Source organism: Pseudarthrobacter sp. J1738 (genome assembly GCF_050490315.1).
Taxonomy (GTDB): Bacteria; Actinomycetota; Actinomycetes; order Actinomycetales; family Micrococcaceae; genus JBNPEO01.
In genome coordinates this window covers 273,360-299,960 of sequence record NZ_JBNPEO010000001.1, presented here as the reverse complement: position 1 = coordinate 299,960, position 26,601 = coordinate 273,360, and the positions used below count along the sequence as shown (strand labels likewise).

The window sequence follows — 26,601 nt, the reverse complement described above, 5'->3', positions numbered from 1 at the left end:
ACGGGCTCTGGGGGCAGTTGTGAAGTCACCGCTCCAGTCTATTTCCCTTCCGCACGCGCAAACGCTCGCCCACCGTTGGCAAAAATTTGGAGCCACGGCGGACGAGCGTTTGGGTCAAACAGTTTCTATGCGAACATCACTTTTTGAAGATCTGTACGACGGCGGGACGCGGTGCGCGCACTTGGCCCTTCTTGGGCTTCGCGCCAGCGGGCACGTAATCCGGGAAGAAGGAATGCTGGTCCGTGAAGGAACCTTCTTCACCCGGGTGCTGGACCGACACAAAAACGTTGCGTTCCTCGTCGTGCACAATCGGGCCACAGGTTTCGGCTTCACGTGGCACGGCTAGGAACTGCTCCACGCGTCCACGTTCGCTGCCTTCTAGGGTGACTTTGAAGAGACCGTCTGCCTTGGCGATGGTGGAAGGCGCGCCGTCGGTGGAGATCCACAGGTTCCCTACGGAGTCGAATGCCACGTTGTCTGGGCAAGAGATAGGGGAAACCTTCTCTACCGGGTAGCCACCGAAGTAGGTGCTGCCGTTTACCGAAGGATCGCCGCAGACCAGGAGCAGGTTCCAGAAGAAGCGTGTTGAGGTCTGGTCGCCGCGTTCGGTGATTTCCACAATGTGGCCGTCGCGGTTGGTGGTGCGCGGGTTTGGCTCCGTTGCGCCTTCTTTGCCGGTTTTGCCGCGGTCGGTGTTGTTGGTGCAGGCTACGTAGACTTTGCCGGTGGCCAGTGAGGGCTGGACGTCTTCGCAACGGTCCATTTTGGTGGGGTTGACCTTGTCTGCAGCCAAACGCGTGTATACCAGAACTTCTGCCACGCTCATCCCGGCAACCTTGGACTGACCGTCTTCAACCAGCGGGATCCACTGCCCGGTACCGTCGAAGGCACCGTCTGAGGGGAGCTTGCCGCTGCCGTCGATTTCGGCGGCCGAGGAGTCGCCGGTGAAGCGGGCTACGTAGAGGTCGCCTTCTTCGAGGAGGGTCATGTTGTGCGCGCGGTCGGCTGCTGTATTTCCGGAACGGTACTTGTTCTTGGACACAAACTTGTACAGGTAGTCGAAGCGCTCGTCGTCACCCATGTAGGCCACAACGTGTCCGGAGCTAGCCACAATTACGTTGGCGCCTTCGTGCTTGAAGCGGCCCATCGCTGAGTGCTTGCGCGGGGTGGAGGTGGGGTCAAACGGGTCAACTTCTACGATCCAGCCGAAGCGGTTGGCTTCATTTTCGTATCCGGCATTTCGGGTGTCGAAGCGAGGGTCGTCCAGCTCCCAGTTGCGGGCGGTGGGCTTGCTTCCCAGGCCGTAGCGCTTGTCCGAGGCAGAGGTTCCGGGGGTGACAAAGTAGCCGTTGAAGTTTTCTTCACCGGAAAGGATGGTGCCCCAAGGGGTGGTGCCGCCGGCGCAGTTGCCCAGGGTTCCCTTGATGGCAGCACCGGTGGGGTCAGCAACGGTCTTGACCAGCTCGTTGCCAGCTGCGGGCCCGGTGAGCGTGTACACGGTTTCGGTGAGGTAGCGCCGGTTCAGCGGCGCACCCTTGACGTAGTTCCACGGCTTGGTGGTGTTTTTACGTTCAAGTTCGACGACGGTCAAACCGTGTGCGGCGCGGCCCACTTGGCGCACTGTGGCTGCGTCAGTGGTGGCCGGGAACATGATGTTCTCGTTGGTGTATTCGTGGTTGGCGAAGAGGACGGCGCGGCGGCCCTTACTACCGGGGATCTGGATGATGTCCGAGTAGTCGTTGTTGTAACCGAATTGGAGTTCTTGAGCTGCGCCGCTCTGGTTGTTGATGTCGAAAGCGGGTGCGTCGTTGAAGAGCGGGTCACCCCAGCGGATGATCGGCTGCCAGTCAAAACCTTGAGGAACCGTAAACGCGTCAACTGCTGCATCCACAGGCTTGATGGCGTCAAAAGCGAGCTTGCTTTTGTGCCCGTGCTTAGCGGCGCCAGCCAAACCAGCGGCCGCGTTTCCTGAAGCAGCGTTTGCTGTGCTTGCGGCGTTTCCGCCAAGGACAACTGCTAGGGCACCTACGGCGCCTGCGCCGAGGGCTTGGCGGCGGGTGAACGCGGCGGAAACAACGTCACGGAAGTAGCCGTTGGAGCTGGTGTTGCAGACTTCACCAAAGCAGGCGTTGTCGCATTTGAGCGCACAAGTTACAGGGCTGCGCTTGCCCAGTGTGTGTCCGGCCATGGGCAGGAGCTGAATCTTGCGGTTGGTGTCCAAAGACATCTGAGGGACCTTTCAGGGGTGCGTACTGCGGTCCCGTACAGCCAAACAGTCCCCCGCGACATCCACCCCAAAATCGAGTGAAATCGAAGTGAACTCGGTCACTGGAAGTCAAGCGCAGCCAAACGCGCGCCGTCCATTATGCAGCGAAATCTATGCATAACAGGTAGTTGAGCTTATGATTGTTTTCATAAGGGAGGCGTGATGGCTGGGTACAAGATTGATCGTCAAATGAAAGAATTTGGCGAACACGTCCGTGGCTGGCGGATGGTTCTGAATCTGACACAACAGCAGGTTGCCGAACGCGCGAACACCACACGGGACACGCTGAGGAAGATTGAGACCGGGAGCGGCGGGGTTGGTTTTGCAGTTGTTGCCCAGGTATTGCGTGCGTTGGGGCAGCTGGACACTGTGGTATCCGCCGTCGATCCGCTAAATAGCGATCTTGGCCGAATTCGTGCAGGGAACCTCAACAAGAAGCGGGCCCTATGACCACCATTGAAGTCTACTTGGGCGACGGCGATGCGACCCTAGTTGGCCAGGCCCACTTGACGCGAAACCGCGGCCAGTTGTCAACGACTTTCCTCTACAGCTCGCAATATCTCTCGGGCACACATGCTGCGATCGACCCTGCACTCCCTCTGGTTCCCGGTGCTCAACACCAGTTGGGTCTTGCGGGGGCATTTGCGGACAGCTCACCCGATAGATGGGGCCGTAATCTCATAGAAAAAGCAGAACGGGCCAGCGCCCGCGAGGAGAATCGGTCGGTACAAAGCCTTGACGATCTTGACTTCCTACTTGGAGTCAGCGATGACACACGGCAAGGTGCTCTTCGATTTCGGATGCCGGACCAGCTCGACTTTCTTGGACGGCCTTCGAAGGTTCCTCAGTTGGTTTCGCTACCGGAGCTCCTGCGCGCTTCAGACCAGCTATCGCGTGATGGCGATACGTCCGCTGCGGTCAAACAACTGCTCGATACCGGAACTACAGGTCTGGGTGGCGCGCGTCCCAAAGCGTCATTTCGATTTCCTGATCAGGGATTGGGCATTGCAAAGTTTCCTCACGCGAGCGATCAGTGGGACGTTATGGCGTGGGAGTCGACAGCTCTGGACCTACTTGGCCTCGCTGGCATCACGACGCCCCTTCATAAGCTGGTCACCGTGGGCGAGAGGTCCGTGTTGCTTTTGCGCCGGTTTGACCGCTCCCCGTTAGGATCACGCATTGGCTACATCAGCGCCATGACCGCAACGGGATCCACCGACGGTCAGCGCCGCGATTACGCGGACATTGCCGAGTCCCTCCGCGATCTCTCCAGCAATCTGAAAAGCGATCAGCGTGAGCTCTTCGACCGCGCCGTTGCGAACGTGGCACTGGGCAATACGGATGATCACTTGCGCAACCACGGCTTACTATCGACGGGCCACGGCTGGGCCATGAGTCCGGCTTTCGACGTCAACCCGAACCCTGATCTGGCACAGCGCCGATCAACGTCGATCATGGGTGCGGATACTTTCGACGATGAAGTTGCAGGCCTTCTAGCGTTGGCCGACGAATGCGATTTGACGCTCAAAAACGCCAAAAATCGGATTGGTGCAGTGGCGGGACATCTGAGCGGATGGCAGGCGGTCGCACGCAAAAATGGCATACGAGGTCAGGAGGTCACGATGATGGCTGAATCCTTGACTCCTCGTCTTGAAGCACTCTTGGCAGCCGCAGTCTAGGCCACTTCCCCCGGACCGCTACTAACCGCTTAACTGCTCAGCACCGCGTACGCCTCCCGAAGCCGCTGTAGCCACCACTCGCGTCGCGGCGCCGCGGCCGTGAACTGCGTCAACAGCGCTGGGTCCGGGTCAACATCGCGGATGGTGATGCCGCCGTCGTGCACTGTGAGGGAGTCGGCAACCACGTCCCCCGCCATCAGCGAAACGGTCCCCAGCCCGCACGCATACGGGAGTTCCGGCAGCGCCGCGGCTAGGGCCAGGCCGGCGCGGATTCCCACTGAGGTGTCTAGGGCCGAACTCACAACGGCGGGGAGCCCGGCTTGCGCCACAATATCCAGCGCGCGCTGTACTCCCCCGAGCGGGGCGACTTTCACGATGATCAGATCCGCAGCCCCGGCCCGGGCTACTTTGAGCGGGTCCTCGGCTTTGCGGACTGATTCGTCGGCGGCGATGAGGAGAGGGTTGCCGGTGGCGCGGAGTTGGCGCCTAGTTTCTGCGAGGCCGGGGACGTCCGGGACGGGTTGTTCGGCGTATTCGAGATTGTATTGAGCCAGGGCGTTGAGGGTCGCGACGGCGGTGGGCACGTCCCAGCCACCGTTGGCGTCTACTCGCAGGCGTGCGTTAGGGGCGGCAGCGCGCACGGCGGCCACCCGGGCGAGGTCATCAGCGGGGGTTTGGCCGGACTCGGCTACCTTGATTTTGATGGCGTCCACACGACCAAACCCGGCGAGGACGTCGGCCACACGGCCGGGCGCCACGGCGGGAACCGTAGCGTTGACGGCAATGCTGGTCCGCAGCGGCGGGGGGAAACCTTGCCATGCTGCTTCGATGGCCGCTGCGAGCCAACGTGAGGACTCGTCCGGCCCGTATTCCAGGAACGGCCCAAACTCGCCCCAGCCGGCTGGCCCGTCAAAGAGCATCACTTCGCGGTGCAGGACGCCTCGGAATTTCACGCGCATAGGAATGGAGACCACATGCGCGGAGGCAAGCAATTCCTCAAGCGACGGCAAAGTCTCCTTTGGCGGGGTCCCCTTGGGGGTTGACTCAGCGGGACTGAACATCCCCCCAGCCTAGCGAGCACCCGTGACATTCCGTGCCATCACCAAGCCTCCAGAAACTTGTGACACCCTTAAACAAATGAACAACGTCTACCAGCACTCTCAGCGCCGGGCGGCCCAAGGAACGGGGCTGCTATTTTTTGTTGCCACCGTGGCCTGCCTACTGGCGCTTGCTGGCACGTACTACTTTTTTGTGCGCACCACTACCGGGCAGTTTATTGACGAGTCAGCACTGGTCGAGGCCACTGCACTCAACGGCCCGGCCACTCGAACCTCCACAAAATTCTTGGATGCTTTGCCCGTGATCTCACTGGTTTTAGCGAGCATTGTGGTCCTGTTCGTCACCATCGGGCGGCATCGTTGGGCCGCCGCAGGCATAGCCCTTGCTGCGTGTGCTGGTGCCAATGCGGCCACCCAACTACTCAAAAACTGGTTCCCGGCGCGCCCTTTCACGGGTGTGCAAACACTTGAGCTGAATTCTTTACCTTCGGGTCACACCACCTTGGCGGCCTCGGCTGCTGCCGCGGTGGTCCTTATGGTGTCCCCACGGTGGCGACCCTTGGCAGCGTTCGCTGGCGGTAGCTTCGCCGTCGTAACCGGCGTTTCTACCCTGATCAACCAGTGGCACCGGCCCTCTGACGTGGTGGCGGCGTACTTAGTGGTGGGCGCGTTTATGCTCCCGGCCGGTTGGTTGATGATGCGGCTGGGTAATGCGTGGAACGTGTGGGACGGCTTCGGCGAACATTGGGCCGCCTCGCGCTGGTGGCTGTTGCTGCCCGTGATCGCCGGGCTGAGTGCTGCCGGGGTTGCCGTGTATTCGTTGATGAAGATCGCCCCCGGCGACGGCCAAGAAACCTCCACCACCAACTACTTTTGGTCCGGTGTGGCGCTGATTGTGATCGCCGGATACTTATGCGTGGTGGCCGTGACCTGGCTTTTTGCCCATGCAGCCAGGCGACGGGCCCCGGCAGAATTGTAAGCGAACCGGCATTTGGGGCAGCTTTAGTAATTCCTGTGGTGTTTGAGCCGGGGAATGAACACACCCAAAACGGCTGCGGCTGCGAATCCGATTACCCCAGTGGCGGCAACACCGGCGCCGAGGGACACTGTTGCTGTGACTGCTGAGAGCAGTACGGGGCCGCCGGTTCCGCCGGCATCGGCCATAAATCGCCAAATCCCCAAGAACTGCCCACGGCCACGGTCCGGAGAGAAATCCGCCCCCAGGGTCATAATGAGCCCGGAGCTGATTCCGTTGCCAAACCCAATCAACAGGGAAACCAACAGGAGCGAGACAAAGGTGCTGGTGAGCGGGATCAGAAGCAACGCCACACCCATAATCAGGGTGGACGGGATGGCCACCCATTGCCGGCCTTTGCGGTCCATCAGCTTTCCCGCAGGGTAAAACACCAGCATGTCCACTGCCCCGGAGAGTCCGTAAATAATCGAGGCGTGGGTGGCATCAAGCCCTAGATTCTCAGCCCACAACGGGATCACCACTTGCCGGGAGGCCCTTAAAGCACTGAGCAATAAAATGCCAGTGCCCAGGCTGAAAAATACTGTCCGGTGGGAAACAGCCACGGATCGCAGCGTGGGCTCCGGACCCCTAAAACCGTCCCTGCCCGTGGGTGAGTAGACCAGGTCTGGGATGGTGATGGACAGTGCCGCTGCGGCGAACATCCCCACCACACCCACCCAGTAGGCGCCGGCCATTCCCCAAAAATGCATGGCACCGGCACCAATAAACGGACCCAAAAAGATCCCAATCCGGCTTACCCCGCCCAGCGTTGACAAACCTCGTGCACGGAAGTCCACCGGCACGGCTTCAGTGAGGTATTTCTGGCGGGCCAAACTAAAGACGCTCGATGCCATACCAACCACCATCATGGCTGCGGCAAGAACCCAAAGCCCAGCACCGGCGTCGGACGTTCCGGAAGGACCCGCACGCCCAAACTGGGCGGCAAGCGCCGCCGCGATGAGTGCCAAGCCGCTCGCAAAAGCTGCACCAACAATTGCCCAGCGTTCACCAAACTTGAGGGTAATCAGCGATGCCGGCAGGTTAAAGAACCAAGAACCCAAACCGATGAGCGTGACCACCAAAGCTGCCACAGCAACACTTCCACCGAGCTCGCGCGCGGTCAGCGCAACCACCGGGAGGATGGCGCCTTCGCCTATACAAAAAAGGAGCGCGGGTCCAAAAGCTGGAACGGCAATACTGCGAAGGCTAAAAGGTTCTGAAGTCATTAGTGGTTAGCGGTAGCCGTCCACAATTGCTGCGGCGATTTCCTTGTACGCGCGGCGGGTTTCCGGGCGGAGCGCGTCAAGGGTAACGAGGTCCCCGTCTGCCACACCACGGTCGTGTGGGACGGCGATGAGTTGGCGGCAAATTCCGGCCAAGTATTCCTCAATGGCGTCCTTGTCCACGCGCGAGGAAACCTCGTCTTTGTCAGTGATAACAACAATCGCGTTGCGTGCTAGGTCTTCGTAGCCGTGCCCGGCCAACCATTGCAGAGTGCTGCGTGCGCGTTTGGCGCCGCTCACCGCGTATCCGGCGGCCACAATGAGGTTGTCCGCGGATTGCAAGATCCCGCTCATAGCGTTGTGGGTGACGCCGGTTCCGCAGTCAGTCAGGGACAGCGAGTAGTAAGAGTCAATGAGTTTGCGGATGCGCAAGTACTCATCGGCAGTGAGCGAATCTGAAACTTCCGGGTCCTGCTCCCCCGCGATCAGGTGCAAACGTCCAGCGTGGTGCATGTAGCGGGAAAGGTCTGTGAGCGAATCGATTGATTCCAGATTTTTGAGCAGGTCCGTGATGGTTCGCGGTTGCTGGGTGCGGTAAATGCCTTCACCGAGGGCACGTTCCACGAGGTCACCGGAATCCGGGTTGGCGTCCACAGCGCAAGGCGGGTCACCACGGTACTCGGCGAGCATCAGGCCCACACCCACGGTGGTGGACGTTTTGCCGATGCCACCCTTAAGCGACAGAACTGCAGTGTTGTAACTGCCGTGGAGTTGGCGGGCGATGCGGCTTTCTAGCTCTTGCTCTTCACGCTGTTTTTGGCTGGGACCGAGGTTGATGGCACCGGCGGAAATCGAGTAGAGGATTCCGCGCATACCGCCGGCGGGACGGACTTTCTGCTCGCGCACAAAGGAGGTGTGGGTCGAGGGGAAAACCGGGACGTCGGCAACTGCAGGCTCAGCGGCTGAGGCAGCCGGAGCGTTAGTTTTGCTGGTGGGCACAGAGCTGATCACTGGCGGGGTTCCGGACTGCCGGAAGCCACCAACGTAGTCTTCGGTTTGTACTTCAGTGGGCTCGGCTTTGCGCCGATCGCGGCGCCGGCGTAGTTCCGGCTCCGGCTGGTCGTTGGGCGCAGAGTTGGTGTGGTCCACCGGTGCGGGCATGCTGATCTCCCCAGATTGGCGTAGTGGTCCGCAACGATCCGCCGCGGCTAGCTCCGAACTGCCATTCTATGGGGAAATCAGCCCGCCCGGGGACTAAGCAGCCGGTGCCGAATCGCCTTGGTCGCCGCTCTGGGTTGCAATGTTGAAGAGCCAGTTGATGCCAAAGGCATCTACGAGCATTCCAAAGGTGTCGCCCCACGGCGCCTGGGTCAGTGGCTCCACCGTTTGACCGCCGGCCACCAAGGAGTTGTAGTAGCCGCGCAGCGTTTCCTCGTCATCGCCACTGAGGGAAATGGAGATGTTGTTCCCCTCGTTGTACTCCATGTACGCCGGGGTGTCCGATGCCATGAGCGTTAGGCCGTTGGGAGTCTTCAGCATCGCGTGCATCACCAAGTCAGCGTCCTCGGGGCCTTGGCTAGCACCAAAATCTGCGAAGGTGTTGACCGTCAGTTCCCCTCCAAATACGGAGTGGTAGAACGTGATTGCCTCGCGGGCGTTGTTCTTGAAGCTGAGGTAGGGATTGAGTATTACGGCCATAGCGGTTCTCCTGTGTGCGTTTTTGATGTGCGATTTTTTGAGGTTTTCAGCAGGGGCGCTGGCCGCAGATGAGAAAACCCGCTCCAAGTTCGTGGGGGGACGTCTTGAAGCGGGTTTCACCCAGCCTAACTGAAGATTTTTGCCCCGCTTAGGGTTTTAACGGTTTCTTAACGCTGCGGCGTTGAAAGTACTGCGGCAAGAAGTTCAGCGGCAAGAAGTACGACGGCGGGACTTACCTACCATTGGCGCGTTCACTGTGTGTGGTCTCGCCCAGGCGTGTGATGAACCAGCGCGACTGGATGGGCCCATAGGGCAGGATCGGGATGGCTTTGGTAGCGTCGCTGGGTGCTTCGCGGGTGACTTGACGGGCTTGCCGGACGGCTGTGCTCATGGTCTCGGCCATGGTTTTCACAAATCCGTCAGCAACCGTTTCGCCGTGTCCGGGGACGAGGAATTCGTAACGGTGGCGAAGTGCTGAGATGTGCCGGAGGGTATCTGCCCAGTCTTCCGGGAAGGAGTCCTCAAAGGAGGGGTGCGAGCCCTGTTCTACCAGGTCGCCAGCGAAGAGGACTTTGCTGGTCCCCACTAAGAGGTCGCCGTCGGTGTGACCGCGGCCTAGGTAGAACAGTGTTGCCACTTGCCCGCCCAAGTCAAGAAGCACTGGCTGTTCACCTATCAAGGCGGTGGGCACCACAATGTTGACGTTGTTTCCGGTTTTGTCCGCCATTTCGGGTTCGAAAGCGGCCACCTCGGTGCGCTGCTTTTCGCCGCTTTTGATGATCTGTTCGGCACAGTTACTGTGCGCCCAAAACTCGGTGGCGCCGTCGGCCGCAAAAACTGCATTGCCATAGAAGTGGTCATAGTGGGCGTGGGTGTTCACAACTACTAGGGGTAGTTGGGTGATCTCGCGGACGGCGCTGAGGATTTCAGCCCCTTGCCGCGGGCCCGATCCAGTGTCGATGACCAGCGCGCGTTCAGTGCCCACCACCAAACCGGTGTTCAGCAGTGCTGAGTCAGTGGTGAGTAGATAGTTTCCATCGCCAAGTTCACGCCAACGGGACATCCAAACCTCCTGGTTGAGCCTCAAACCCGCACCAACAGTTCTTTGCTGCGATGCGCCGTTGGAAATCGATTCTACCCGTAGCCGCTTAGAGGTCGGCGAGGACGGTGGCAGGGGTTTGAATGGCGCTGGCTACGTAGTTGAGGAAGCCGCTCGCGGTGCCGCCGTCGCAGACTCGGTGGTCAAAAACGAGGGTCAGTTCGGTCACCTTGCGCACGGCCAACTCTCCGTTGACCACCCAGGGACGGTCGATGATCCGTCCGACTCCGAGCATCGCCACCTCGGGGTGGTTGATGATCGCTGCGGAACCGTCCACACCAAACACGCCATAGTTGTTCAGTGTGAAGGAGCCGCCGCCAAGTTCGGCCGGTGTTCCTTTTCCGGAGCGGGCTACCTCAGTGAGGCGGCGAATTTCGGCGTCGAGTTCTAGGGCGCTGAGCGCGTCAGCGTTCCGCACACTCGGGACCACCAGCCCGCGGTCGGTCTGCGCTGCGAAGCCCAGGTTCACTCCCCCAAGCTGCACGATCTCTTGGCTGCCGTCCGGCAATGTCTCGAATCTGGTGTTCAGCTCGGGGTACTTTTTGAGCCCAGCCACTACAAAGCGAGCAATAAACGCGAGCAGCCCTGGTGTGGCATCGGGCCGTTGAGCTTTGAGCTCGGCCCGCATCTGCACCAGCGCGGTGGCGTCAACGTCCAGCCATACTGTTGCCTCGGGAATCTCACTGCGGCTGCGCGCCATGTTCGCGGCCACTGCTTTGCGGACACCACGCACAGCAACGCGCCCGACGACGCCGAGCCCGGTTCGCGTGTCCATCTCACCAGCGGTGCCGCTCCCCGCTGCCGGGACACCCGCGGCAGCGGCGGTCTCCGGTGCGGCAATCCGAGCTTCAACGTCGCGGCGCATAATCAGCCCACCGGAACCACTCCCCGCAAGGCTATCGAGGGCAACCCCGTTCTCGCGAGCCAGTTTCCGCACCAAAGGCGAAATCACCGAGGACACCTTGGCGGGCACGGCAGTGTTAGCCGCAGTACCCCGCGGAGCCCGGCTCCGCCGAGCACTCGAAGCACCGCCAGGCGTCCCGTACCCAATAAGTACGTTCCCGGATCCCGCGCGTTCCTCCTCGCGATACGCCGCCGCAGCGGATGATGCCGCCCCGGGAGTGGCATCGGGCCTGCCGGAGCTGGACGGCTCGCTGCTTGCAGCAGAGCCGTCCAGCGTAGGGGCGGGGGCGGCATCATCCGCGGAGGAGCCGGAACCGACACCAACGGAAGAACCAACCGAAATCAGCGGCTTCCCCACGTCCAAGGTCTCTCCCGGGGCACCGTGAAGTGTTACCACAACACCGCCATAGGGCGAGGGCACTTCCACCATGGATTTGGCGGTTTCTACTTCGGCGATGGGCTGGTCCACCACAATGGTGTCCCCTTCGGCTACCAGCCAGGTCACCAACTCTGCTTCGGTGAGTCCTTCGCCAAGGTCCGGCAAGAGGAAGACTCGTAAGGAATCAGACAAGGGAATCAGTCCTCCCACTGCAGCTGATCTACGGCATCGAGGATGCGGTCCACGCTGGGTAAGTAATAGTGCTCGAGTTTGGGAGCCGGGAACGGGACATCGAAGCCTGTGACGCGCAGGACGGGTGCTGCGAGTTGGTGGAAACAGCGTTCTTGGACGCGGGCCACAATCTCGGAGGAGACCGAGGCGAATCCGTGTGCTTCGGCAATAACTACTGCCCGGCCGGTCCGGCGCACTGACTCACACACTGTGGCGTCGTCAAAAGGGACTATGGTGCGCACGTCGATCACTTCGAGTGACCGGCCCTCTAAGGCCGCGGCTTCGGCGGCGAGTAGTGCGGTGGGGACAGAGGGGCCGTAGGCGATGAGCGTGGCGTCGGTTCCGGGGCGTGCCACGGCGGCGTGACCTTCGCTCGTTTCGCCGGCGGCAGCCCGCGCGTCGTACTCTTCCGCCAGATCGGAAAGGGACACATCGTCCTTACTCCAGTACAACTTTTTGGGTTCCATAAAGATGACGGGATCGTCGGAGGCGATGGCGTCGCGGAGCATCCGGTAGCCGTCGGCCACGGTGGCTGGTGTGTAGACCTTGAGCCCGGCAGTGTGGGCGTAGTAGGACTCGGAGGAGTCGCAGTGGTGCTCCACTCCCCCGACTCCACCGGCATATGGGATGCGGATAACGAGAGGAAGTTTCACGTGCCCGCGGGTGCGGTTGTGCATTTTGGCTACGTGGCTGAAGATCTGTTCGAAGGCCGGGTAGGCGAAGGCGTCGAACTGCATTTCAATGACGGGACGCATCCCGTTGATGGCCATTCCCACGGCCATTCCAACGATTCCGGATTCGGCCAGTGGGGTATCAAAGCAGCGGTCTTCGCCGAAGGTTTTCATCAGCCCATCGGTGATGCGGAAAACTCCGCCCAGACGTCCAACGTCTTCGCCGAAGACCAGGACTGAATCGTCTGCGGTCATGGCGTCTGCCATGGCGGTGTTGAGTGCTTTGGCGAGGGTAACGCTCACTGGGCACTTCCTTGGGGTTCGACGACGGCGCTGGTACCGGCGGTGCGTGCGGCAGCAGCATCGCGGGAGAGTTCGTCCGCGAGCAGTGCTGATTGTTCGGCTAGTTGGCTTGTTTGGCGTTCGAAGACGTTACTAAAGAGGTCGAGCGGGTTAATGTCCGCGTCTTGGTTGAGGCCGTCCCGGAGCTGGGTAGCGATTTCCTCGGCGCGGTCCGCGATTCGTTGTTCGCCGTCGTCGTCCAAAATGTTCCGGCCCTTAAGGTAGGCGCGCATCCGCGGGACTGGGTCTTTGGCGCGCCAGGCGGCGACTTCTTCATCGCTGCGGTAGCGGGTGGCATCGTCGGCGTTGGTGTGGGCTTGCATGCGGTAGGTGATGGCTTCCACCAAGAGTGGACCGGAGTCTTCACGGGCGAGATTAACGGCGCGGCCTAGGACGGCGAGGACTGCTACAAGGTCATTGCCGTCTACGCGTTCCCCGGCCATTCCGTAGCCCACTGCTTTGTGGGCCAGTGACGGTGCCACGGATTGGTGGGCGAGCGGGACGGAGATGGCGTAACCATTGTTTTGAACAAAGAAGATCACGGGTAGGTGGAAGACTGCGGCGAAGTTGAGGGCTTCGTGGAAGTCGCCTTCGCTCGTGGCACCGTCTCCGCACATGGCCAGGACCACTGTGTCTTCGCCGCGCAGTTTTGCTGCGTGCGCTACGCCCACTGCATGGAGGAGTTGGGTGGTGAGTGGGGTGGATTGGGCGCTGACTTTGTATTGCTGGGGGTCGTAGCCGGCATGCCAGTCACCGCGGAAGGAAGTCATCACTTGGACGGGGTCTACGCCCCGGGTGATCACGGCGACGGTGTCACGGTAGGTGGGAAACATCCAGTCGTTGGCGCCGAGGCACAGTGCGGCACCTACCTGGCAAGCTTCTTGGCCGTGGCTCGAGGGGTAGACGGCCATGCGGCCTTGCCGGACCAGGGCTGAGTTTTGATCGTTGATTCGGCGTCCGACGACGAGGTGTTGGTAGGCGTTTAAGAGGTGTGAATCGTCCGGGATGGGGTATTCGTGGCCGGGTTCTGCGCCTTGATCCGTGTGGGCGATTGCTTGGCCAGCTTGATCTACCAACGCGATGGTGTGACGGGCGGGGAGCATGTAGTCCTCAACGCTGATACCAAAGCGGAGGCCGGGCGCGGAGGTGTGCTGGGTGGGGGTCGTCATTGATCCATCCTTTGAAGGCAAGTTTCACCTTCAGTATGGCTTTGACGCTTGTTCTGTATCTAGTAATTCCGGGAATCGTGGAGATCTTGCTGGATCCGGCCTAGTGTGGAAGACGAATTGCACAATGTGGGCTGAATGACACGATGGGGTGTGGACAATTGGACGAGGTGGACCGCGCGATCGTTGCGGAGTTGACGCGTGATGGCCGAATGTCAGTGACGGCGGTGGCGGAGAGCGTCCACATTTCCAGGGCCCACGCATATTCGCGGATTGCACGGCTGACGGAGACGGGTGTGCTGAGCAAGTTCACGGTGCTGGTGGATCCCATCAAAGCTGGCTTACGGTCATCGGCGTATGTAACGCTCAAAGTTCAGCAGCATGCTTGGCGGGAGTTGCGCGAGAAGCTGCGCGAAATCCCTGAGGTTCACCACATTGCCCTTGTGGGCGGGGACTTTGACGTGATCCTGCTGGTGCGGGCCGTTGACAACATTGACCTGCGCCGCGTGATCTTCGACCAACTGCAATCCATGCCAGGGGTGGTGGATACGCAGACGTTCTTGGTGTTTGAGGATTTGGATGTGCGGTGAAGTTGGTTACCCCTACCGTGGGTGGTTCATGTGGTTCTCGTCAAGCAATCCCAAAAGGTAGGCACCGTAGCCGCTCTTTACCAAAGGTTCCGCACGGGTCCGGAGTTCGTCGTCGTTCAGGAACCCAGCACGCCACGCTGTTTCCTCCGGCGCCCCGACTTTGAGTCCTTGGCGGTTCTCTAAGGTCCGGATGAAATTGGATGCGTCATTGAGGTCATCGAAGGTGCCCGTATCCAGCCAGGCGGTGCCGCGAGGCAGGACCTCCACATGGAGTTTTCCCAGTTCCAAGTAGCGCCGATTAACGTCAGTGATCTCAAGTTCACCTCTTGCCGATGGTTTGAGACCGCGCGCAATATCCACCACGTTGTTGTCGTAAAAGTACAGGCCCGGAACCGCATAGTTGCTCTTAGGGGCCGCTGGCTTTTCCTCCAATGAGATCGCGTTGCCGTCCAGATCAAACTCAACCACACCATAGGCGCCGGGGTTCTTGACCCAATAGCCGAACACCGCCCCGCCGTCGATCTCGGTAAAACGGGTCAGCTGGGTGCCCATGCCCGGCCCGTAAAAGATGTTGTCTCCCAACACTAAAGCCACCGAGTCGTTACCAATGTGATCGGCTCCGAGCGTGAATGCTTGAGCCAAGCCGTCAGGGCTGGGTTGCTGAACGTAACTGAGGTTCACACCGAACTGTTCACCATCTCCAAGCAACCGTTGAAACTGCTCCGCATCGTGAACAGTGGTGATGATGAGGATGTCCCGGATGCCCGCGAGAATGAGCGTGGACAGCGGGTAGTAGATCATGGGCTTGTCCCAGACAGGTACCAATTGCTTACTGATACCTCGAGTAATTGGGTGGAGCCTGGACCCCGTTCCGCCTGCCAAGATAATTCCTCGCATGCTACGCATCATCGTCTCTTCATGTGACTTGCGCAACCACGTATCGTTAGGCATCATGGGGAGATTTCTTGTCACAGGCGGCGCCGGTTTCATCGGTTCCAACTTTGTCCACTACCTGATCCGGACTACTGAGCATCACGTGACAGTCCTGGACAAACTCAGCTATGCCGCAAACCCCGCGTCCCTAGCCGGCCTGCCCACTAGTCGCTTTGAGCTTGTGGTGGGTGATATTTCCGACCCCGGCATAGTTGATCAGTTGGTGCGCTCAGCCGACGTGGTGGTGCACTACGCCGCCGAATCCCACAATGACAACTCGCTTTTTGATCCGGCCCCGTTTCTGCAAAGCAACATCATTGGCACTTACACCCTTTTGGAAGCGGCAAGGAGGCACGGCACACGCTTTCACCACATCTCCACTGACGAGGTTTACGGCGATTTGGCGCTAGAGGATCCTGCCCGTTTCACCGAGGCCACCGCGTACAACCCCTCAAGCCCGTACTCTGCCACCAAGGCAGGCTCAGATTTATTAGTGCGCGCGTGGGTACGGTCATTTGGTGTGGCGGCAACCATCAGCAATTGCTCCAACAACTACGGTCCGTTCCAGCACGTCGAAAAATTCATCCCCCGCCAAATCACCAACGTCATAGACGGCATCAGACCCATGCTTTATGGCGCGGGCAACAATGTGCGTGATTGGATTCATGCAGACGATCACTCGCGCGCAGTCCTGAGCATCATTGAGCGCGGAAGGATCGGTGAGACGTACCTGATCGGGGCTAATGGCGAGCGCAGCAACAAAGACGTAGTGGAACTGATTCTGAAACAGATGGGGCTACCGGCTGACTCCTACGATCTTGTTCCTGACCGGCCAGGACACGACCTGCGCTACGGCATCGACTCCACAAAGCTGCGCAACGAACTCGGTTGGGCGCCGGAATACGCCGACTTTGAGGCTGGCCTTGACGCAACGATCACCTGGTACCGCGAACACGAGGCTTGGTGGCGACCACAAAAGGCTGGAACGGAGGCCCGCTATATGGCCCAAAACAACACATCCAAAAAGGCCCCTCGGACTACGCCATGAAATTTGCACAGCCCCTCGCGGTCCACCAAACAAACATTCCAGGGCTCCTGGTTATTGACCTCCCCGTGCACGGTGACAATCGCGGGTGGTTTAAAGAGAACTGGCAACGAGAAAAAATGCTGGCGCTTGGCGTGCCGGACTTTGGCCCTGTCCAGAACAACATCTCCTTCAACGCGAGCGCCGGAACCACTCGCGGGATCCATGCCGAGCCGTGGGACAAATTCGTCTCCGTGGCCAGCGGACGGATCTTTGGCGCTTGGGTTGATCTTCGCGAAGGGACGTCCTTCGGCACCGTCTTCACTGCCGAGCTTGGCCCGGACCAAGCAGTATTTGTGCCACGGGGTGTGGGGAACGCCTTTCAGAGCCTGCAAGACGGGACAGCATATACGTACCTAGTCAATGACCATTACTCGCCCGAGGCGCAGCACCTGTACACATTCCTCAACCTTGCAGATGAGACGGCAGATATCTACTGGCCCATCCCCCTCGCCGAAGCCGAGCTGTCCGAGAAGGATCAGAAACATCCGCGCTTGGCGGACGTAACTCCGATGCCACCGCTGAAAACCTTGGTACTTGGTGCGGACGGCCAATTAGGCCGGGCTCTTCGGCAGCAACTCGGCACGGCACCGAACGTGGAATTCGCGGGACGAGAAGACCTCGATCTGAGCATGCCGGACGCGTATACAGGCCGAAATTGGCGCCAGTATTCAACAATCATCAACGCCGCTGCCTTCACTGACGTGGATGGCGCCGAAACTCCTGAGGGGCGCCGCGCGGCCTGGCAGATCAACGTCAACGCGGTCACGCAACTTGCGAGGATCGCCACCGAGTACCGGTTGACCTTGGTCCACGTCTCGAGCGACTACGTTTTTGACGGCAGTTCAGAGCTGCATTCAGAAACGGAACTGGTCTCACCGCTGGGAGTCTACGGTCAGAGCAAAGCGGCTGCAGACGCCGTCGTACTTTCAACCCCGCGGCATTACATACTCCGCACAAGCTGGGTGGTGGGTGACGGCAAAAATTTTGTCCGCACCATGGTTGGGCTCGCGCGCGGAGGTGTAGCTCCGGCCGTGGTTAATGACCAGTACGGTCGGCTGACCTTTACTCAAGACCTGGCAGCCGGCATTCAGCACTTGCTTAGCACAGGGGCCACCTACGGCATCTACAACCTGACCAACGACGGCGACTCCCGGAGTTGGGCGGACATCGCCAAAGAGATTTATGGGCTATTGGGGCAACCACGTGATTCAGTAACCGGGGTCAGCACTGCAGAATATTTCGCCGGGAAATGCGCCGCGCCCCGGCCACAACACAGCACTCTGGAGCTGGGCAAAATCAAATCTGCAGGCTTTTACCCCCAACCCGCGTCACAACGCCTTGCGGAATATGTGGGCGATGAGGTTAGTGCGTGGCGTGTGCGAGAAGCGTTGAGTGAGAAGCGAACTTAGCTTTTGACAGCCCTCGCTGTTATTCTCGGCCCATGGATGAAACCCCTTCTGGACGCAAAAAAACTGGCCGCACTGTGCTGATTAGCTTTGCCGCAGTGGTGGTTATTGCCGCCCTCGTGGCTGGCGGCTATGTATTCAGCTTGGTGCAGTCCTACAAGGACAACGTGACGGTGATGGAATCGGCATTCCCCGAAGAATCCACCCGCCCCACTGCTACCGGCAGCGGCGATTCCAAGGCAGTCAACGTCCTGCTTCTGGGTTCGGATACACGCGGAGCTGGAGTCACTGACACCACCGCCTCGGGTTCATCCGATCAGCGCTCAGACACCATGATCCTGGTCCACATTCCGGCTGACCGGAAGCACATCTATGGCATCTCGATAATGCGTGACCTCTGGGTGGACATCCCTGGTCACGGTCAAGCGAAGATGAACGCCGCTCTGGCCTTCGGCGGTATCCCGCTGGTGGTGCAAACGGTTGAACAACTCCTCAAGTCCCGCATTGACCACGTTGCGATTGTGGACTTTGAAGCCTTTAAAGGCGTGACGGAGGCGCTCGGAGGAATCGAAGTAAACGTCAAAGAGCCCTTCACCGCCGGCCAGTTCAATTACCCGGCGGGTAAACAGACACTCTCGGGTGACAAAGCGCTCGCCTTCGCCCGCGAACGCCACGCATTTACTGACGGCGACTATCAACGAGTGCGCAACCAGCAAGCTCTGATCAAGGGTGTTATTGCCAAATTGCGTGACAAGGGCACCCTCTCCAACCCGGGCAAACTGCAGTCCCTCGTGTCAACCTTGTCTCCATACCTCACAGTGGACAAGGGTCTCGACGCGGGAACCATCGCGTCCTTGGGCGTCTCCGTAGCTGGTGTTGGGGCGGCAGACACCAAATTCTTCACCCTGCCCACCGGTGGCGTAGGAACCTCAGCAGACGGCCAATCGATTGTGCTCCTTGACGAAACCGGAACCAAAGCGGTTTCCGATGCCCTGGTCAACGACAAGCTAGACGAATACGTAGCGACTACAAAGGTTGACAGCGGAAACTAGCCGTACCCTTTCCCCGCGGAACCGCAACTGCTAGGTTCAACGGCATGGATGAAAAATTGGGGGATTTCCTTGGCAACTTTGCGCAACTTGTTCAGCTGGCCCAGGCTCAACAACAGGACCGAAGCACAGGCCCGCAGCTTTCGGAGACACTTGAGGAATACCTCGGCGTCCCGCTAAATACGCTCTCCGTCATCACCGAATCCGTGCCCGCGCATCGGCTAATGGACGCGGACATCCTGATGAGCGAATACGCCGAATCGGACCCGGAATACCGGCTCACCGGCGTGGGTGGCGGGGACCAACGCCACCACCAGTCCTTGGCCGATATGTTGCAAAACACCATGTTTTCGCCCATGTTCCCCATTGGCCAACCCGACTATGCGAACCTGGCGACCGGCCCTGATGACTACCGCCGCGCTGTCGTTTTTGGCGTTTGGCTCTTGCACCACAACAGTGAGCCCATGGCGGTACTACAGCGCGACGCGAACCAGCGCTTCGGCCGCCAGACGGCCTCGCTAGAAGTCCTGGCCCAGGCAGACACCGCCATGGACTTCTTGGCTGACTTCCGCAAACAATTCCAACACCGCAGCGTCCTCAAGGGCCAAGTTATTTCGCTAGACATCAGCGAATACGGACCCAGCGGCGCGGGTGTGACGTTCCACCGTCGGCCACAAATCAACGGCACCGATGTCATCCTCCCAGACGGACTTTTGGGCAAAGTCAATGCGCACGTGACGGGCGTCGCCGAACACCGCGAGTCCCTCAAAAACCACGGCCAACACCTCAAACGCGGAGTCCTGCTATACGGCCCACCCGGGACCGGCAAAACACACACCGTCAAATACCTACTGAGTGAAAGCCCCGGAACCACGGCAATCCTGCTCTCCGGCCAATCCCTCGCCCGGATTACCGAAGCGGCTCAAATGGCCCGCGCGCTGCAGCCATCGATTGTGGTCTTGGAAGACTGCGACCTGATTGCCGAGGACCGCAGTTTCTCTCGCGGCCCGCAACCGCTCCTCTTCGAAGTTCTCGACGCCATGGACGGGCTCGACGCCGACGCAGATGTAGCCTTCATCCTCACCACCAACCGGGTAGACATGCTGGAACGGGCCCTCGCCCAACGCCCCGGCCGGGTGGACCTCGCCGTGGAAATCCCACTCCCGGCAGAGGACGAACGCCGCAAACTCATCAAGCTCTACGCCCACGGCATCCCCTTCAGTGACGCCGCCATAGCGGGCGCCGCAGCAAGCACCGCCGGCACCACCGCATCCTTCGCGAAAGAACTCGTCCGCCGCGCCGTCGTCGCCGCTGCTTTGGAGAGCACAGCGGTAGCCGACCGTCACCTCACAGCCGCGGCGGCTGCCCTGATGTCCGACGCCGAATCCCTCACCCGCAGCCTCCTGGGCAGTAACGCAAGCACCGCCGTCGGCTAGTTGCTCCGGTGACTGCCCAGGCGGCTCACCATGGCCGGGTCGCGGTGATCAAAGAACAAACTGGCACCCGTGTCTAAGGTGGCGATCTGCTCCATCTGCGCCTCACTGAGCTGGAACCCAAACACATCAAAGTTCTCAGCCATCCGCTCCGGGCGCCCCGACTTAGGAATCACCACAACACCGCGCTGAATCAGCCAACGCAACACCACCTGCGCAACAGATACCCCGTGCTCGGCAGCAATGCCGCTCAACAACGGGTCAGTAAACAAGTTGTTCCGGCCCTCCGCGAACGGACCCCACGACTCGATCTGCACACCGTGTTCGGCCATAAACGCCTGATCCGCTGCCCGCTGATAAAACGGGTGCGTCTCTATTTGATTCACAGCCGGGACGATCTGGTTGTGATCGATCAAATCCACCAGCCGGTCCATGTGGAAGTTAGAAACACCAATAGCCCGGGCCAATCCCTGCGTGTTCACTTCCTGCAGGGCACGCCACTCGCTATACACATCACCAATCGGCTGGTGGATCAGGTACAAATCCAGATAATCCAGTCCCAAGCGGTTCAATGAGTTATGGAAAGAACGCTTGCTGTCCTCCTGCACATTGCCCGTGGGCGCGTGCTGAATCCACAACTTTGTGGTGACAAATAGATCGTCCCGGGCAATACCACTCGCCTTGATCGCGGCGCCCACCTGTCCCTCATTGCCGTAACCGGCTGCCGTATCAATGTGCCGGTAACCAGCCGCGAGCGCAGCCTCCACTGCGGCCTGAGTGTCCTTCGGCTCAATCTGATACACACCAAAACCGAGCACGGGCATCTGGACACCATTATTCAAAGTCACTGTTTCCATAGGGCTACTTCACCACGTCGGAGCAGATTTGGGGAGGGTCTGGCGGGACGGGTACGTGCAGGCCACCCTCAGCTCCCAGCACTCCCAAAACTAAGACCGGCGCCTGCCCCACCTGTTGTACAGACGCCGGCCGTCTCTTAGGACCCGCTACCGAGTCCAAGCTTCTTTGATTGCTTGCCAATGCTGGTCCGAAAGTTTGCTGGCCGGGGTCACTGAGACGGAGCGTGCGCCACCCTCGGCCGCAGCTTTGAGGGCGGTCTTTAGATCCGTTGCGGAGACCGTCCCGGACTTGTCGCCCGAGTTCTCGTCAGCCCACAAACCGATGGACTGGGAAATCCGGCCTGGATCGCGCTGCACCAGCTTCGCCGCCAAATCCTTGCTATCACCCGGATCCCCACCGTTGAGGCCAAAGTAATCCCACACCACCAGACCATCCGAAGACTTCAACAACTGGTTGTAGTCCTGCCCGGAGTCCTTTCGGTCCCCACCCAGATCCGCATTGGTTGCCGCGCCGGCCCCAGAGTTCGGGCTGCGGACATCCATCAGCAACTTCACCCCAGACTTTCCGGCGGCGTCCCGAGCCCGGGCGACCAGCTTGGCCAACACGGCCGACCGCCACTTTCCAATGCTCGGGTCATTGGTGTTGATACTGCCGTCCGAATTCCGGGGCCAATCATCCTGACCGCTGAAATTCCGGTACGAATCAGCATCAGCGTCGCCAAAAGTAGAGTCGTCAAACATCAGCTCCGTCAGGGACACAGCATCCGGCTTGTACCGGGCAGCCACATCCCCCACCAAAGCCACCAAATGCTCCCCCACCGCGCCATGCTCCAACGCCGCCACTGACGCAAAATCCGCCGACCGTTTCCCCTGCACATCTTGACCAGCCAGCGAAGAATCCTCAGCGATCATGCCCGGCACCAACGCATCCACCACCAGAGTGGTTTTCCGCTTAGAACCATCCGGCGCGGTCCCCACCCCTTCCAACGCCTTCCACACAAAATCCTCCCCACGGCTGCTGCGGACCTGCGAAGACTGCTGCTCGCTGTGCCCGGCCCACACAAACCCAGTCCAGTCAGGACGTCCGACGGCGATCCCCACCGAATTCGCCCGCACTTCCTGAAGCTTCTGGTTCAGTGCGCCCCAATCCTTCCCAGGCACCGCCACGTCCTCAAAACCAAAGTTCACAGCCCGCTCCGCGGGCGGCGCAGCAGGCGTACACGCAGCCAACACCAAAACCGCCACCAACCCCACCGGAACCAGAAAACGAACCGCAGCTTTCGCGGAGATCAGCGCCGCCGTCGTTATACCTGTTGTTGCACTCAAATGATTACCCACAGCGTTCCTCATAGCGTTTCCAAACTTCGGGTAGGAATACTCACCACACCGGTCCGTTCCAACTTGTTCCACCGGGCCGGGGCGCCGCGAACCTCCTGGACCACAGCCCAAAACATGGTGGCACCCACAAACAACGAATACACGGGCCACAACGGCAGGGTCCACAAATAGCGCAGATCCCCCCACGCCTTATTAATCCCCATAGAAAACACAGCCAAAAACACTGCCGTGAGCAGGCCAATCCAACCCACCACACCCCAAGCATCCGGCGGGACAGGGTTAGCCCCACCGGCCACCAGCAACGGGATCAACGCCACCACCAGCAACTGCAACAACGGCACCACCACCATGGTCAACGCATTGAACGCCATAAACGCACCAAAAACCCCATAGGCAGGGTTACCAATCATGCGCCAGTGAATCCGCAAACACTGCAACAACCCACGAGCCCAACGGACCCGCTGCTTCCACAAACCCTTGATGGTGGATGGGGACTCGGCATAAACCAGGGCTCGCGGGTTGTACCGGACCCGATACCCAGCCTTGTAAATCCGCCAGGTCAGGTCTAGATCCTCCCCCAAAGTTTTGGTATCCAACGGACCAGTAACATCCAAAACATCTCGCCGGAATGCCCCAATGTTCCCGGACACAATCGGCATAACGTGCAACACCGTCAGCCCACGGCGCACCAAACCCGTACCAATGTGGGAGATCACGGTGAGCAGCTGAGTCTGAACCTTGTTCAAGTTCACGGGCCGGTCATCCCCACACACGGCACCCACCCCACTATCGGTAAAACCGGCGAGCATATCCTCAATAGTGTGGGCGGTAAAAATTCCATCGGCGTCCACAAACATCAACACCTGGCCTTTGGCCCGCTGCGCACCGTTATTCAGCGCCGCACCCTTGCCGGCATTCGGCTGCGCCACAAAAGTGACCACAGGGTGCTTAGCGGCGAGCGCAGCCATCAACTCCGCCGTGTTATCCGTGGACCCGTCGTCCACCAAAATGACCTCCATAGGACGGTAACTACTCGCCACCACGGACTCCACACAGTTGTTGATCACGTTGGCCTCGTTGTACCCGGGGACAATCACTGAGACCATGGGCTGCTGATCCAACAAGCTCGGTGCCTTTTGCCTCCGCCTGCGCCAAGCCACGAATTCGAACCCCATGCTGAGCGGAACAAACAACAACTTGACGAGGCCAAACGCCAAAATCAGCACTCCGGCCCAGAACATTCCGGGCAGCACAAAAACTGCTATGCCATACCAGTCCACTAGGGCACCTTAGGGAGAAAATCACACAAGACGTGCTCCAGCAACCGAGGTGCCGAACGGCTATTGGCACCAAACCGCGCGTTCACTTCCAACACCACCGGAGTGCCGTTAGCGCGCATCCGAATGTCTACATCCACCGGCCCGGTCAGGCACAGGGCCGCGGCGGTGCGGGCGGCCAAAACTCCCACGGCAGGTTGACGCCACGAGGGCACCAACTCCACCCCCGTTGCGTTGCCCACCCGGCCTTCTTTCAGTCCCGTTTTTTGCAAAACAAAAGTGCGCGGTTCACCGGTGCCACGCGGCATGTGGACCACCGGAGCGAACTCCGTTCCTGGCGCAAACTCTTGGACAATCAACGAATCGTCCAGGCTGGCCCAGTCCAGCCGAGACCCCGGGTCAATCACCTGCACACCCCGGCCACCACGGGAGACCCTTGGCTTGAGGATGAGTGGGGCGCCCAATTCACGGAATGCGTCCTCAAGGCAGACAAACTCGGAAGGCAACCCGAACAACGGCACCGGGATGCGTTTGCTGGCCAGTGCCATCATGGTGAAGAACTTGTCGTTCGCTACATCCACCCCCTCTGGCGGGCTAATCACTGTTGGTGTTGGAAACTCGCCATCGGCCACGGCCCGCGCCAACACAGGCAGCTCTTCGCTAACAGTGGGTATCACCAAGTCCGCCCGGGTACGGCAAGCGATGCTGTACAAGGCCTGGACCATCCCCGGATGACTGGCCGAGACAATCCGGTGCCGCTCAGAGACGGGGGCCGGAGCTTTAGCGTTTATATCAACGCCGATCACATAGTGACCCTGAGCCAACAATTGTTGACCCAGGGCTACGCCGACTGGACCGGCGCAGCCCGTTACCAGGATCCTTTTCACAGGTCTCCCATCGCGGAGCCCAAGAAACGTACCGGCTCAAAAGCTTCCGCGTACTGGCGTTTGGCTTGCGAACCACGGAACGCCGCCATCCCTGTGACGTGCCCGGCGCTCATGTACGGCTTAGCCATCTGCCCCTGATGGGTTTGCACAGCTTTGACCTTGATATCCATGTAGTTCTGAATATCCACGTACACGCTCGGGTTAAACGCCCGGGTGGTTGAGGGGCTTTCAAAACAGAGGATGGTGGGTTGACGGCGCGCAGCCCGCAAAGTGGCCATGTGCACGGCATGATGGTCCTGGTGCTGATCCGAGTTGGAGTGGGTGAACACCACATCCGGCTTGATCTCATTGATCACAGCTTCAATGCTGTTAACCATGGCGGTGTTGTGCGCCGCCAGCTCAGTGTCCGGGAAATTGAGTACCTTGAGATCTTTGATGCCAATAAAGTTCCCGGCTCGGGCAGCCTCAGCCTTGCGTTCCGTCCGGACTCCACCAACGTTGCCCGAGCTCATCACCAACCCGTACACCTGATGACCCTGATCAATCATCTTGGCCAAGGTCCCGCCACAGGCGAGTTCCAGATCATCCGGATGCGCACCCACCGCCAGAATGGTGCGAGTCTGCGGCATGGGCTGGGTGGTGATCCGGAAACGAATCAGCAACCAAGCGGCAAACACTGTGGCAACCACGGTCAGAGCTACGGCAAGCTCACGCATCAGCTCTGGTGTGCCCGGGACCAACGCCGCCGCATTAAAGGCGGCCAAAATAAGGGCCCCGCCCATCATCTCTGCGCGCAGCGTTGAGCCACTGCGAAGGTGCCGGACGAAAATCCGCGAGTAAAACGGCGTTGCAAGAAAAGCGGCCGTCGCCAGGCACAGTGCCAGGCAAACAACGTTAGGGATCACTGGGAAACTTCTTTCTTAGACGTGCGTGACTTACGCAGGAGTGCGAGTGCTGCCAAACCGGCCAGTAACGCTGTTAGGCCTATAAACACCAGGGCACGCAGAGCGATGGGACCGGTTTGTGCCAGCTGGTCAGCCGGGGCCGATGCTTGGCTGTCCTGCGCCGGAACATCAGTGCCAGCCGGTCCTTGCGGCGCGGTGGGGACAATGATGGGCGTGGTCGCCGCAGTCGAAGTGGGTACTGGCGTTGCGGGAGGAATCACCGGTGACGTGGGGCTGGTAGGCGGCGCAGGCGCTGTAGGTTCAGTGCTTGGAGGTGTAGTGGGTTCCGTAGTTGGCGGCGTTGTTGGGGCAGGCGTCTGAACCGTCACAAAGCCAAAGTCCAAACTCAGATCCTGGGTGTTCCCCTGGCTGGTATCCACCGTGCTCACGGCCGTCCAGGTGGAGGAATTAGCACCGGAATCGTTGCCCGTGCCAGCAATAGTGGGCTCCAGCCCAGCCAAAGCCGCAGCCGACGCATTCCGGTCAACCATCACCTGGTAAAAAACCCCGGCCGGCAACGGCGCCAACCCCTCAAACAGGAAGTGGCCCTGCGCATCCGATGTCTGCGCCGCGATGGGCAGACCGTTCACATCCGTGGCTGCCAAACCATCCGTCCTGCCCACCGTCAAACTCACCCCTGCCAGCGGAGTATCGGAGGCGTCCTGCAAACCATCCCGGTTCTGGTCCACAAAAATCTTGTTTCCCACACTGTTAGGCGGCACCCCCTCGCCCGAGCCACCATTCTGGGTGCGGGTGGCAGTTGCGGTGCTGGACTGAGTGCCGGTTTCGGTAGAGAACCCACCGTCATTGGTGAACGTCCGGGCGCTCTGATCCGTCACCGTGCCGGTCAGATCAACGTTGATAAATTCCGACGCCCCAATGTGGTCCAGCACCAAGATGAACTTGCCCGGATCGCAGCTAAAAGACACCACACGCGAGGCCGGCAACGGCACCGGGTCAACAATGGAACGGTTCCCCAACAAAGTGGTGCCCTTGGTGATGTTCAGCGAACTGCAATCCAAGGTCCAGCCCGGCTGCGCCGTATCCGTCACAGTGATGGGGCCAGCGAA

General features: G+C 59.9%; 24 protein-coding genes. 8 read left to right on the top strand and 16 right to left on the bottom strand.

The window, feature by feature from the left end:
* Positions 1–136: 136 nt before the first annotated feature.
* Positions 137–2,227: a PhoX family protein gene (locus ACQR35_RS01445; RefSeq protein ID WP_430268050.1), complete on the bottom strand. Its 2,091-nt coding sequence runs from the start codon at positions 2,225–2,227 to the stop codon at positions 137–139.
* Between the two features lie 201 nt (positions 2,228–2,428).
* Between ACQR35_RS01445 and ACQR35_RS01440 the strand changes: the two genes are divergently transcribed.
* A complete protein-coding gene (locus ACQR35_RS01440) occupies positions 2,429–2,716 on the top strand; it encodes a helix-turn-helix domain-containing protein (RefSeq protein WP_430268051.1) in 288 nt (95 codons plus the stop codon).
* Positions 2,713–3,945 (top strand): type II toxin-antitoxin system HipA family toxin, encoded by a 1,233-nt coding sequence (locus ACQR35_RS01435; RefSeq protein WP_430268052.1) that lies wholly within the window; start codon positions 2,713–2,715, stop codon positions 3,943–3,945. Before ACQR35_RS01440 ends, ACQR35_RS01435 begins: the two co-directional genes overlap by 4 nt.
* Positions 3,946–3,974: 29 nt before the next feature.
* On the opposite strand, the gene ACQR35_RS01430 is transcribed toward ACQR35_RS01435, so the two are convergent.
* Positions 3,975–5,006 (bottom strand): o-succinylbenzoate synthase, encoded by a 1,032-nt coding sequence (locus ACQR35_RS01430; protein ID WP_430268053.1) that lies wholly within the window; start codon positions 5,004–5,006, stop codon positions 3,975–3,977.
* 76 nt (positions 5,007–5,082) lie between these two features.
* Between ACQR35_RS01430 and ACQR35_RS01425 the strand changes: the two genes are divergently transcribed.
* Positions 5,083–5,982, top strand: a complete 900-nt coding sequence (locus tag ACQR35_RS01425) for a phosphatase PAP2 family protein (protein WP_430269019.1) — start codon at positions 5,083–5,085, stop codon at positions 5,980–5,982.
* A gap of 23 nt (positions 5,983–6,005) precedes the next feature.
* Here the strand turns inward: ACQR35_RS01425 and ACQR35_RS01420 are convergent, their stop codons facing one another.
* From ACQR35_RS01420 to ACQR35_RS01390, 7 genes are all read right to left on the bottom strand, one after another.
* On the bottom strand, positions 6,006–7,244 hold the full coding sequence (locus ACQR35_RS01420; protein ID WP_430269018.1) for an MFS transporter: 1,239 nt from the start codon (positions 7,242–7,244) through the stop codon (positions 6,006–6,008).
* A gap of 6 nt (positions 7,245–7,250) precedes the next feature.
* Entirely contained in the window at positions 7,251–8,402 is a 1,152-nt protein-coding gene (locus tag ACQR35_RS01415; RefSeq protein WP_430268056.1) for a MinD/ParA family ATP-binding protein, read from the bottom strand.
* Positions 8,403–8,495: 93 nt separating this feature from the next.
* A complete protein-coding gene (locus ACQR35_RS01410) occupies positions 8,496–8,939 on the bottom strand; it encodes a VOC family protein (protein ID WP_430268057.1) in 444 nt (147 codons plus the stop codon).
* Positions 8,940–9,171: 232 nt separating this feature from the next.
* Positions 9,172–10,002: an MBL fold metallo-hydrolase gene (locus ACQR35_RS01405; protein ID WP_430268058.1), complete on the bottom strand. Its 831-nt coding sequence runs from the start codon at positions 10,000–10,002 to the stop codon at positions 9,172–9,174.
* A gap of 85 nt (positions 10,003–10,087) precedes the next feature.
* Positions 10,088–11,512, bottom strand: a complete 1,425-nt coding sequence (locus ACQR35_RS01400; protein ID WP_430269017.1) for a dihydrolipoamide acetyltransferase family protein — start codon at positions 11,510–11,512, stop codon at positions 10,088–10,090.
* A 5-nt stretch (positions 11,513–11,517) separates the two neighbouring features.
* A complete protein-coding gene (locus tag ACQR35_RS01395) occupies positions 11,518–12,525 on the bottom strand; it encodes an alpha-ketoacid dehydrogenase subunit beta (protein WP_430268060.1) in 1,008 nt (335 codons plus the stop codon).
* Positions 12,522–13,733 (bottom strand): thiamine pyrophosphate-dependent dehydrogenase E1 component subunit alpha, encoded by a 1,212-nt coding sequence (locus ACQR35_RS01390; RefSeq protein ID WP_430269016.1) that lies wholly within the window; start codon positions 13,731–13,733, stop codon positions 12,522–12,524. The genes ACQR35_RS01395 and ACQR35_RS01390 overlap by 4 nt, the downstream gene beginning before the upstream one ends.
* A gap of 143 nt (positions 13,734–13,876) precedes the next feature.
* Here ACQR35_RS01390 and ACQR35_RS01385 point away from each other — a divergent pair, with 143 nt between their 5' ends.
* Positions 13,877–14,320, top strand: a complete 444-nt coding sequence (locus ACQR35_RS01385) for an Lrp/AsnC family transcriptional regulator (RefSeq protein WP_430269015.1) — start codon at positions 13,877–13,879, stop codon at positions 14,318–14,320.
* Positions 14,321–14,332: 12 nt separating this feature from the next.
* On the opposite strand, the gene rfbA is transcribed toward ACQR35_RS01385, so the two are convergent.
* On the bottom strand, positions 14,333–15,217 hold the full coding sequence (gene rfbA, locus ACQR35_RS01380; protein ID WP_430269239.1) for a glucose-1-phosphate thymidylyltransferase RfbA: 885 nt from the start codon (positions 15,215–15,217) through the stop codon (positions 14,333–14,335).
* Positions 15,218–15,272: 55 nt separating this feature from the next.
* On the opposite strand from rfbA, the gene rfbB reads away from it, so the two are divergent.
* Genes rfbB through ACQR35_RS01360 form a run of 4 tightly spaced genes read left to right on the top strand, consistent with a single transcriptional unit; the run spans position 15,273 to position 20,231 of the window.
* Positions 15,273–16,301, top strand: a complete 1,029-nt coding sequence (gene rfbB, locus ACQR35_RS01375) for a dTDP-glucose 4,6-dehydratase (RefSeq protein WP_430269014.1) — start codon at positions 15,273–15,275, stop codon at positions 16,299–16,301.
* Positions 16,298–17,749: a sugar nucleotide-binding protein gene (locus tag ACQR35_RS01370; RefSeq protein ID WP_430269013.1), complete on the top strand. Its 1,452-nt coding sequence runs from the start codon at positions 16,298–16,300 to the stop codon at positions 17,747–17,749. The genes rfbB and ACQR35_RS01370 overlap by 4 nt, the downstream gene beginning before the upstream one ends.
* 32 nt (positions 17,750–17,781) lie before the next feature.
* Entirely contained in the window at positions 17,782–18,798 is a 1,017-nt protein-coding gene (locus tag ACQR35_RS01365; protein WP_430269012.1) for an LCP family protein, read from the top strand.
* Positions 18,799–18,842: 44 nt separating this feature from the next.
* Positions 18,843–20,231, top strand: coding sequence for an AAA family ATPase (locus tag ACQR35_RS01360; protein WP_430268066.1), 1,389 nt, complete (start codon positions 18,843–18,845; stop codon positions 20,229–20,231).
* On the opposite strand, the gene ACQR35_RS01355 is transcribed toward ACQR35_RS01360, so the two are convergent.
* The 6 genes from ACQR35_RS01355 to ACQR35_RS01330 form a co-directional block, all read right to left on the bottom strand.
* Positions 20,228–21,085 carry an aldo/keto reductase gene (locus ACQR35_RS01355; protein WP_430269011.1) on the bottom strand — a complete coding sequence of 286 codons (858 nt, stop codon included), beginning with the start codon at positions 21,083–21,085 and terminating at the stop codon, positions 20,228–20,230. The genes ACQR35_RS01360 and ACQR35_RS01355 overlap by 4 nt on opposite strands.
* A gap of 147 nt (positions 21,086–21,232) precedes the next feature.
* On the bottom strand, positions 21,233–22,435 hold the full coding sequence (locus ACQR35_RS01350; RefSeq protein WP_430269010.1) for a hypothetical protein: 1,203 nt from the start codon (positions 22,433–22,435) through the stop codon (positions 21,233–21,235).
* A complete protein-coding gene (locus ACQR35_RS01345; RefSeq protein ID WP_430269009.1) occupies positions 22,432–23,703 on the bottom strand; it encodes a glycosyltransferase in 1,272 nt (423 codons plus the stop codon). Before ACQR35_RS01345 ends, ACQR35_RS01350 begins: the two co-directional genes overlap by 4 nt.
* The gene (locus tag ACQR35_RS01340; protein ID WP_430269008.1) at positions 23,703–24,587 is read right to left on the bottom strand and encodes an ATP-grasp domain-containing protein; all 885 of its coding nucleotides are present in this window, start codon (positions 24,585–24,587) and stop codon (positions 23,703–23,705) included. Before ACQR35_RS01340 ends, ACQR35_RS01345 begins: the two co-directional genes overlap by 1 nt.
* Complete coding sequence (locus ACQR35_RS01335) at positions 24,584–25,492, bottom strand: PIG-L deacetylase family protein (RefSeq protein ID WP_430269007.1); 909 nt, start codon at positions 25,490–25,492, stop codon at positions 24,584–24,586. Before ACQR35_RS01335 ends, ACQR35_RS01340 begins: the two co-directional genes overlap by 4 nt.
* On the bottom strand, positions 25,489–26,583 hold the full coding sequence (locus tag ACQR35_RS01330; protein ID WP_430269006.1) for an SdrD B-like domain-containing protein: 1,095 nt from the start codon (positions 26,581–26,583) through the stop codon (positions 25,489–25,491). The genes ACQR35_RS01335 and ACQR35_RS01330 overlap by 4 nt, the downstream gene beginning before the upstream one ends.
* Between the last annotated feature and the right edge of the window lie 18 nt (positions 26,584–26,601).

Excerpts from the sequence above, each read along its gene's own strand:
- ACQR35_RS01445 (WP_430268050.1), bottom strand. The coding sequence starts at position 2,227 with ATGTCTTTGGACACCAACCGCAAGATTCAGCTCCTGCCCATGGCCGGA.
- ACQR35_RS01440 (WP_430268051.1), top strand. The coding sequence starts at position 2,429 with ATGGCTGGGTACAAGATTGATCGTCAAATGAAAGAATTTGGCGAACAC.
- ACQR35_RS01435 (WP_430268052.1), top strand. The coding sequence starts at position 2,713 with ATGACCACCATTGAAGTCTACTTGGGCGACGGCGATGCGACCCTAGTT.
- ACQR35_RS01430 (WP_430268053.1), bottom strand. The coding sequence starts at position 5,006 with ATGTTCAGTCCCGCTGAGTCAACCCCCAAGGGGACCCCGCCAAAGGAG.
- ACQR35_RS01425 (WP_430269019.1), top strand. The coding sequence starts at position 5,083 with ATGAACAACGTCTACCAGCACTCTCAGCGCCGGGCGGCCCAAGGAACG.
- ACQR35_RS01420 (WP_430269018.1), bottom strand. The coding sequence starts at position 7,244 with ATGACTTCAGAACCTTTTAGCCTTCGCAGTATTGCCGTTCCAGCTTTT.
- ACQR35_RS01415 (WP_430268056.1), bottom strand. The coding sequence starts at position 8,402 with ATGCCCGCACCGGTGGACCACACCAACTCTGCGCCCAACGACCAGCCG.
- ACQR35_RS01410 (WP_430268057.1), bottom strand. The coding sequence starts at position 8,939 with ATGGCCGTAATACTCAATCCCTACCTCAGCTTCAAGAACAACGCCCGC.
- ACQR35_RS01405 (WP_430268058.1), bottom strand. The coding sequence starts at position 10,002 with ATGTCCCGTTGGCGTGAACTTGGCGATGGAAACTATCTACTCACCACT.
- ACQR35_RS01390 (WP_430269016.1), bottom strand. The coding sequence starts at position 13,733 with ATGACGACCCCCACCCAGCACACCTCCGCGCCCGGCCTCCGCTTTGGT.
- ACQR35_RS01385 (WP_430269015.1), top strand. The coding sequence starts at position 13,877 with ATGGGGTGTGGACAATTGGACGAGGTGGACCGCGCGATCGTTGCGGAG.
- rfbA (WP_430269239.1), bottom strand. The coding sequence starts at position 15,217 with ATGCGAGGAATTATCTTGGCAGGCGGAACGGGGTCCAGGCTCCACCCA.
- rfbB (WP_430269014.1), top strand. The coding sequence starts at position 15,273 with ATGGGGAGATTTCTTGTCACAGGCGGCGCCGGTTTCATCGGTTCCAAC.
- ACQR35_RS01370 (WP_430269013.1), top strand. The coding sequence starts at position 16,298 with ATGAAATTTGCACAGCCCCTCGCGGTCCACCAAACAAACATTCCAGGG.
- ACQR35_RS01365 (WP_430269012.1), top strand. The coding sequence starts at position 17,782 with ATGGATGAAACCCCTTCTGGACGCAAAAAAACTGGCCGCACTGTGCTG.
- ACQR35_RS01360 (WP_430268066.1), top strand. The coding sequence starts at position 18,843 with ATGGATGAAAAATTGGGGGATTTCCTTGGCAACTTTGCGCAACTTGTT.
- ACQR35_RS01355 (WP_430269011.1), bottom strand. The coding sequence starts at position 21,085 with ATGGAAACAGTGACTTTGAATAATGGTGTCCAGATGCCCGTGCTCGGT.
- ACQR35_RS01350 (WP_430269010.1), bottom strand. The coding sequence starts at position 22,435 with ATGAGGAACGCTGTGGGTAATCATTTGAGTGCAACAACAGGTATAACG.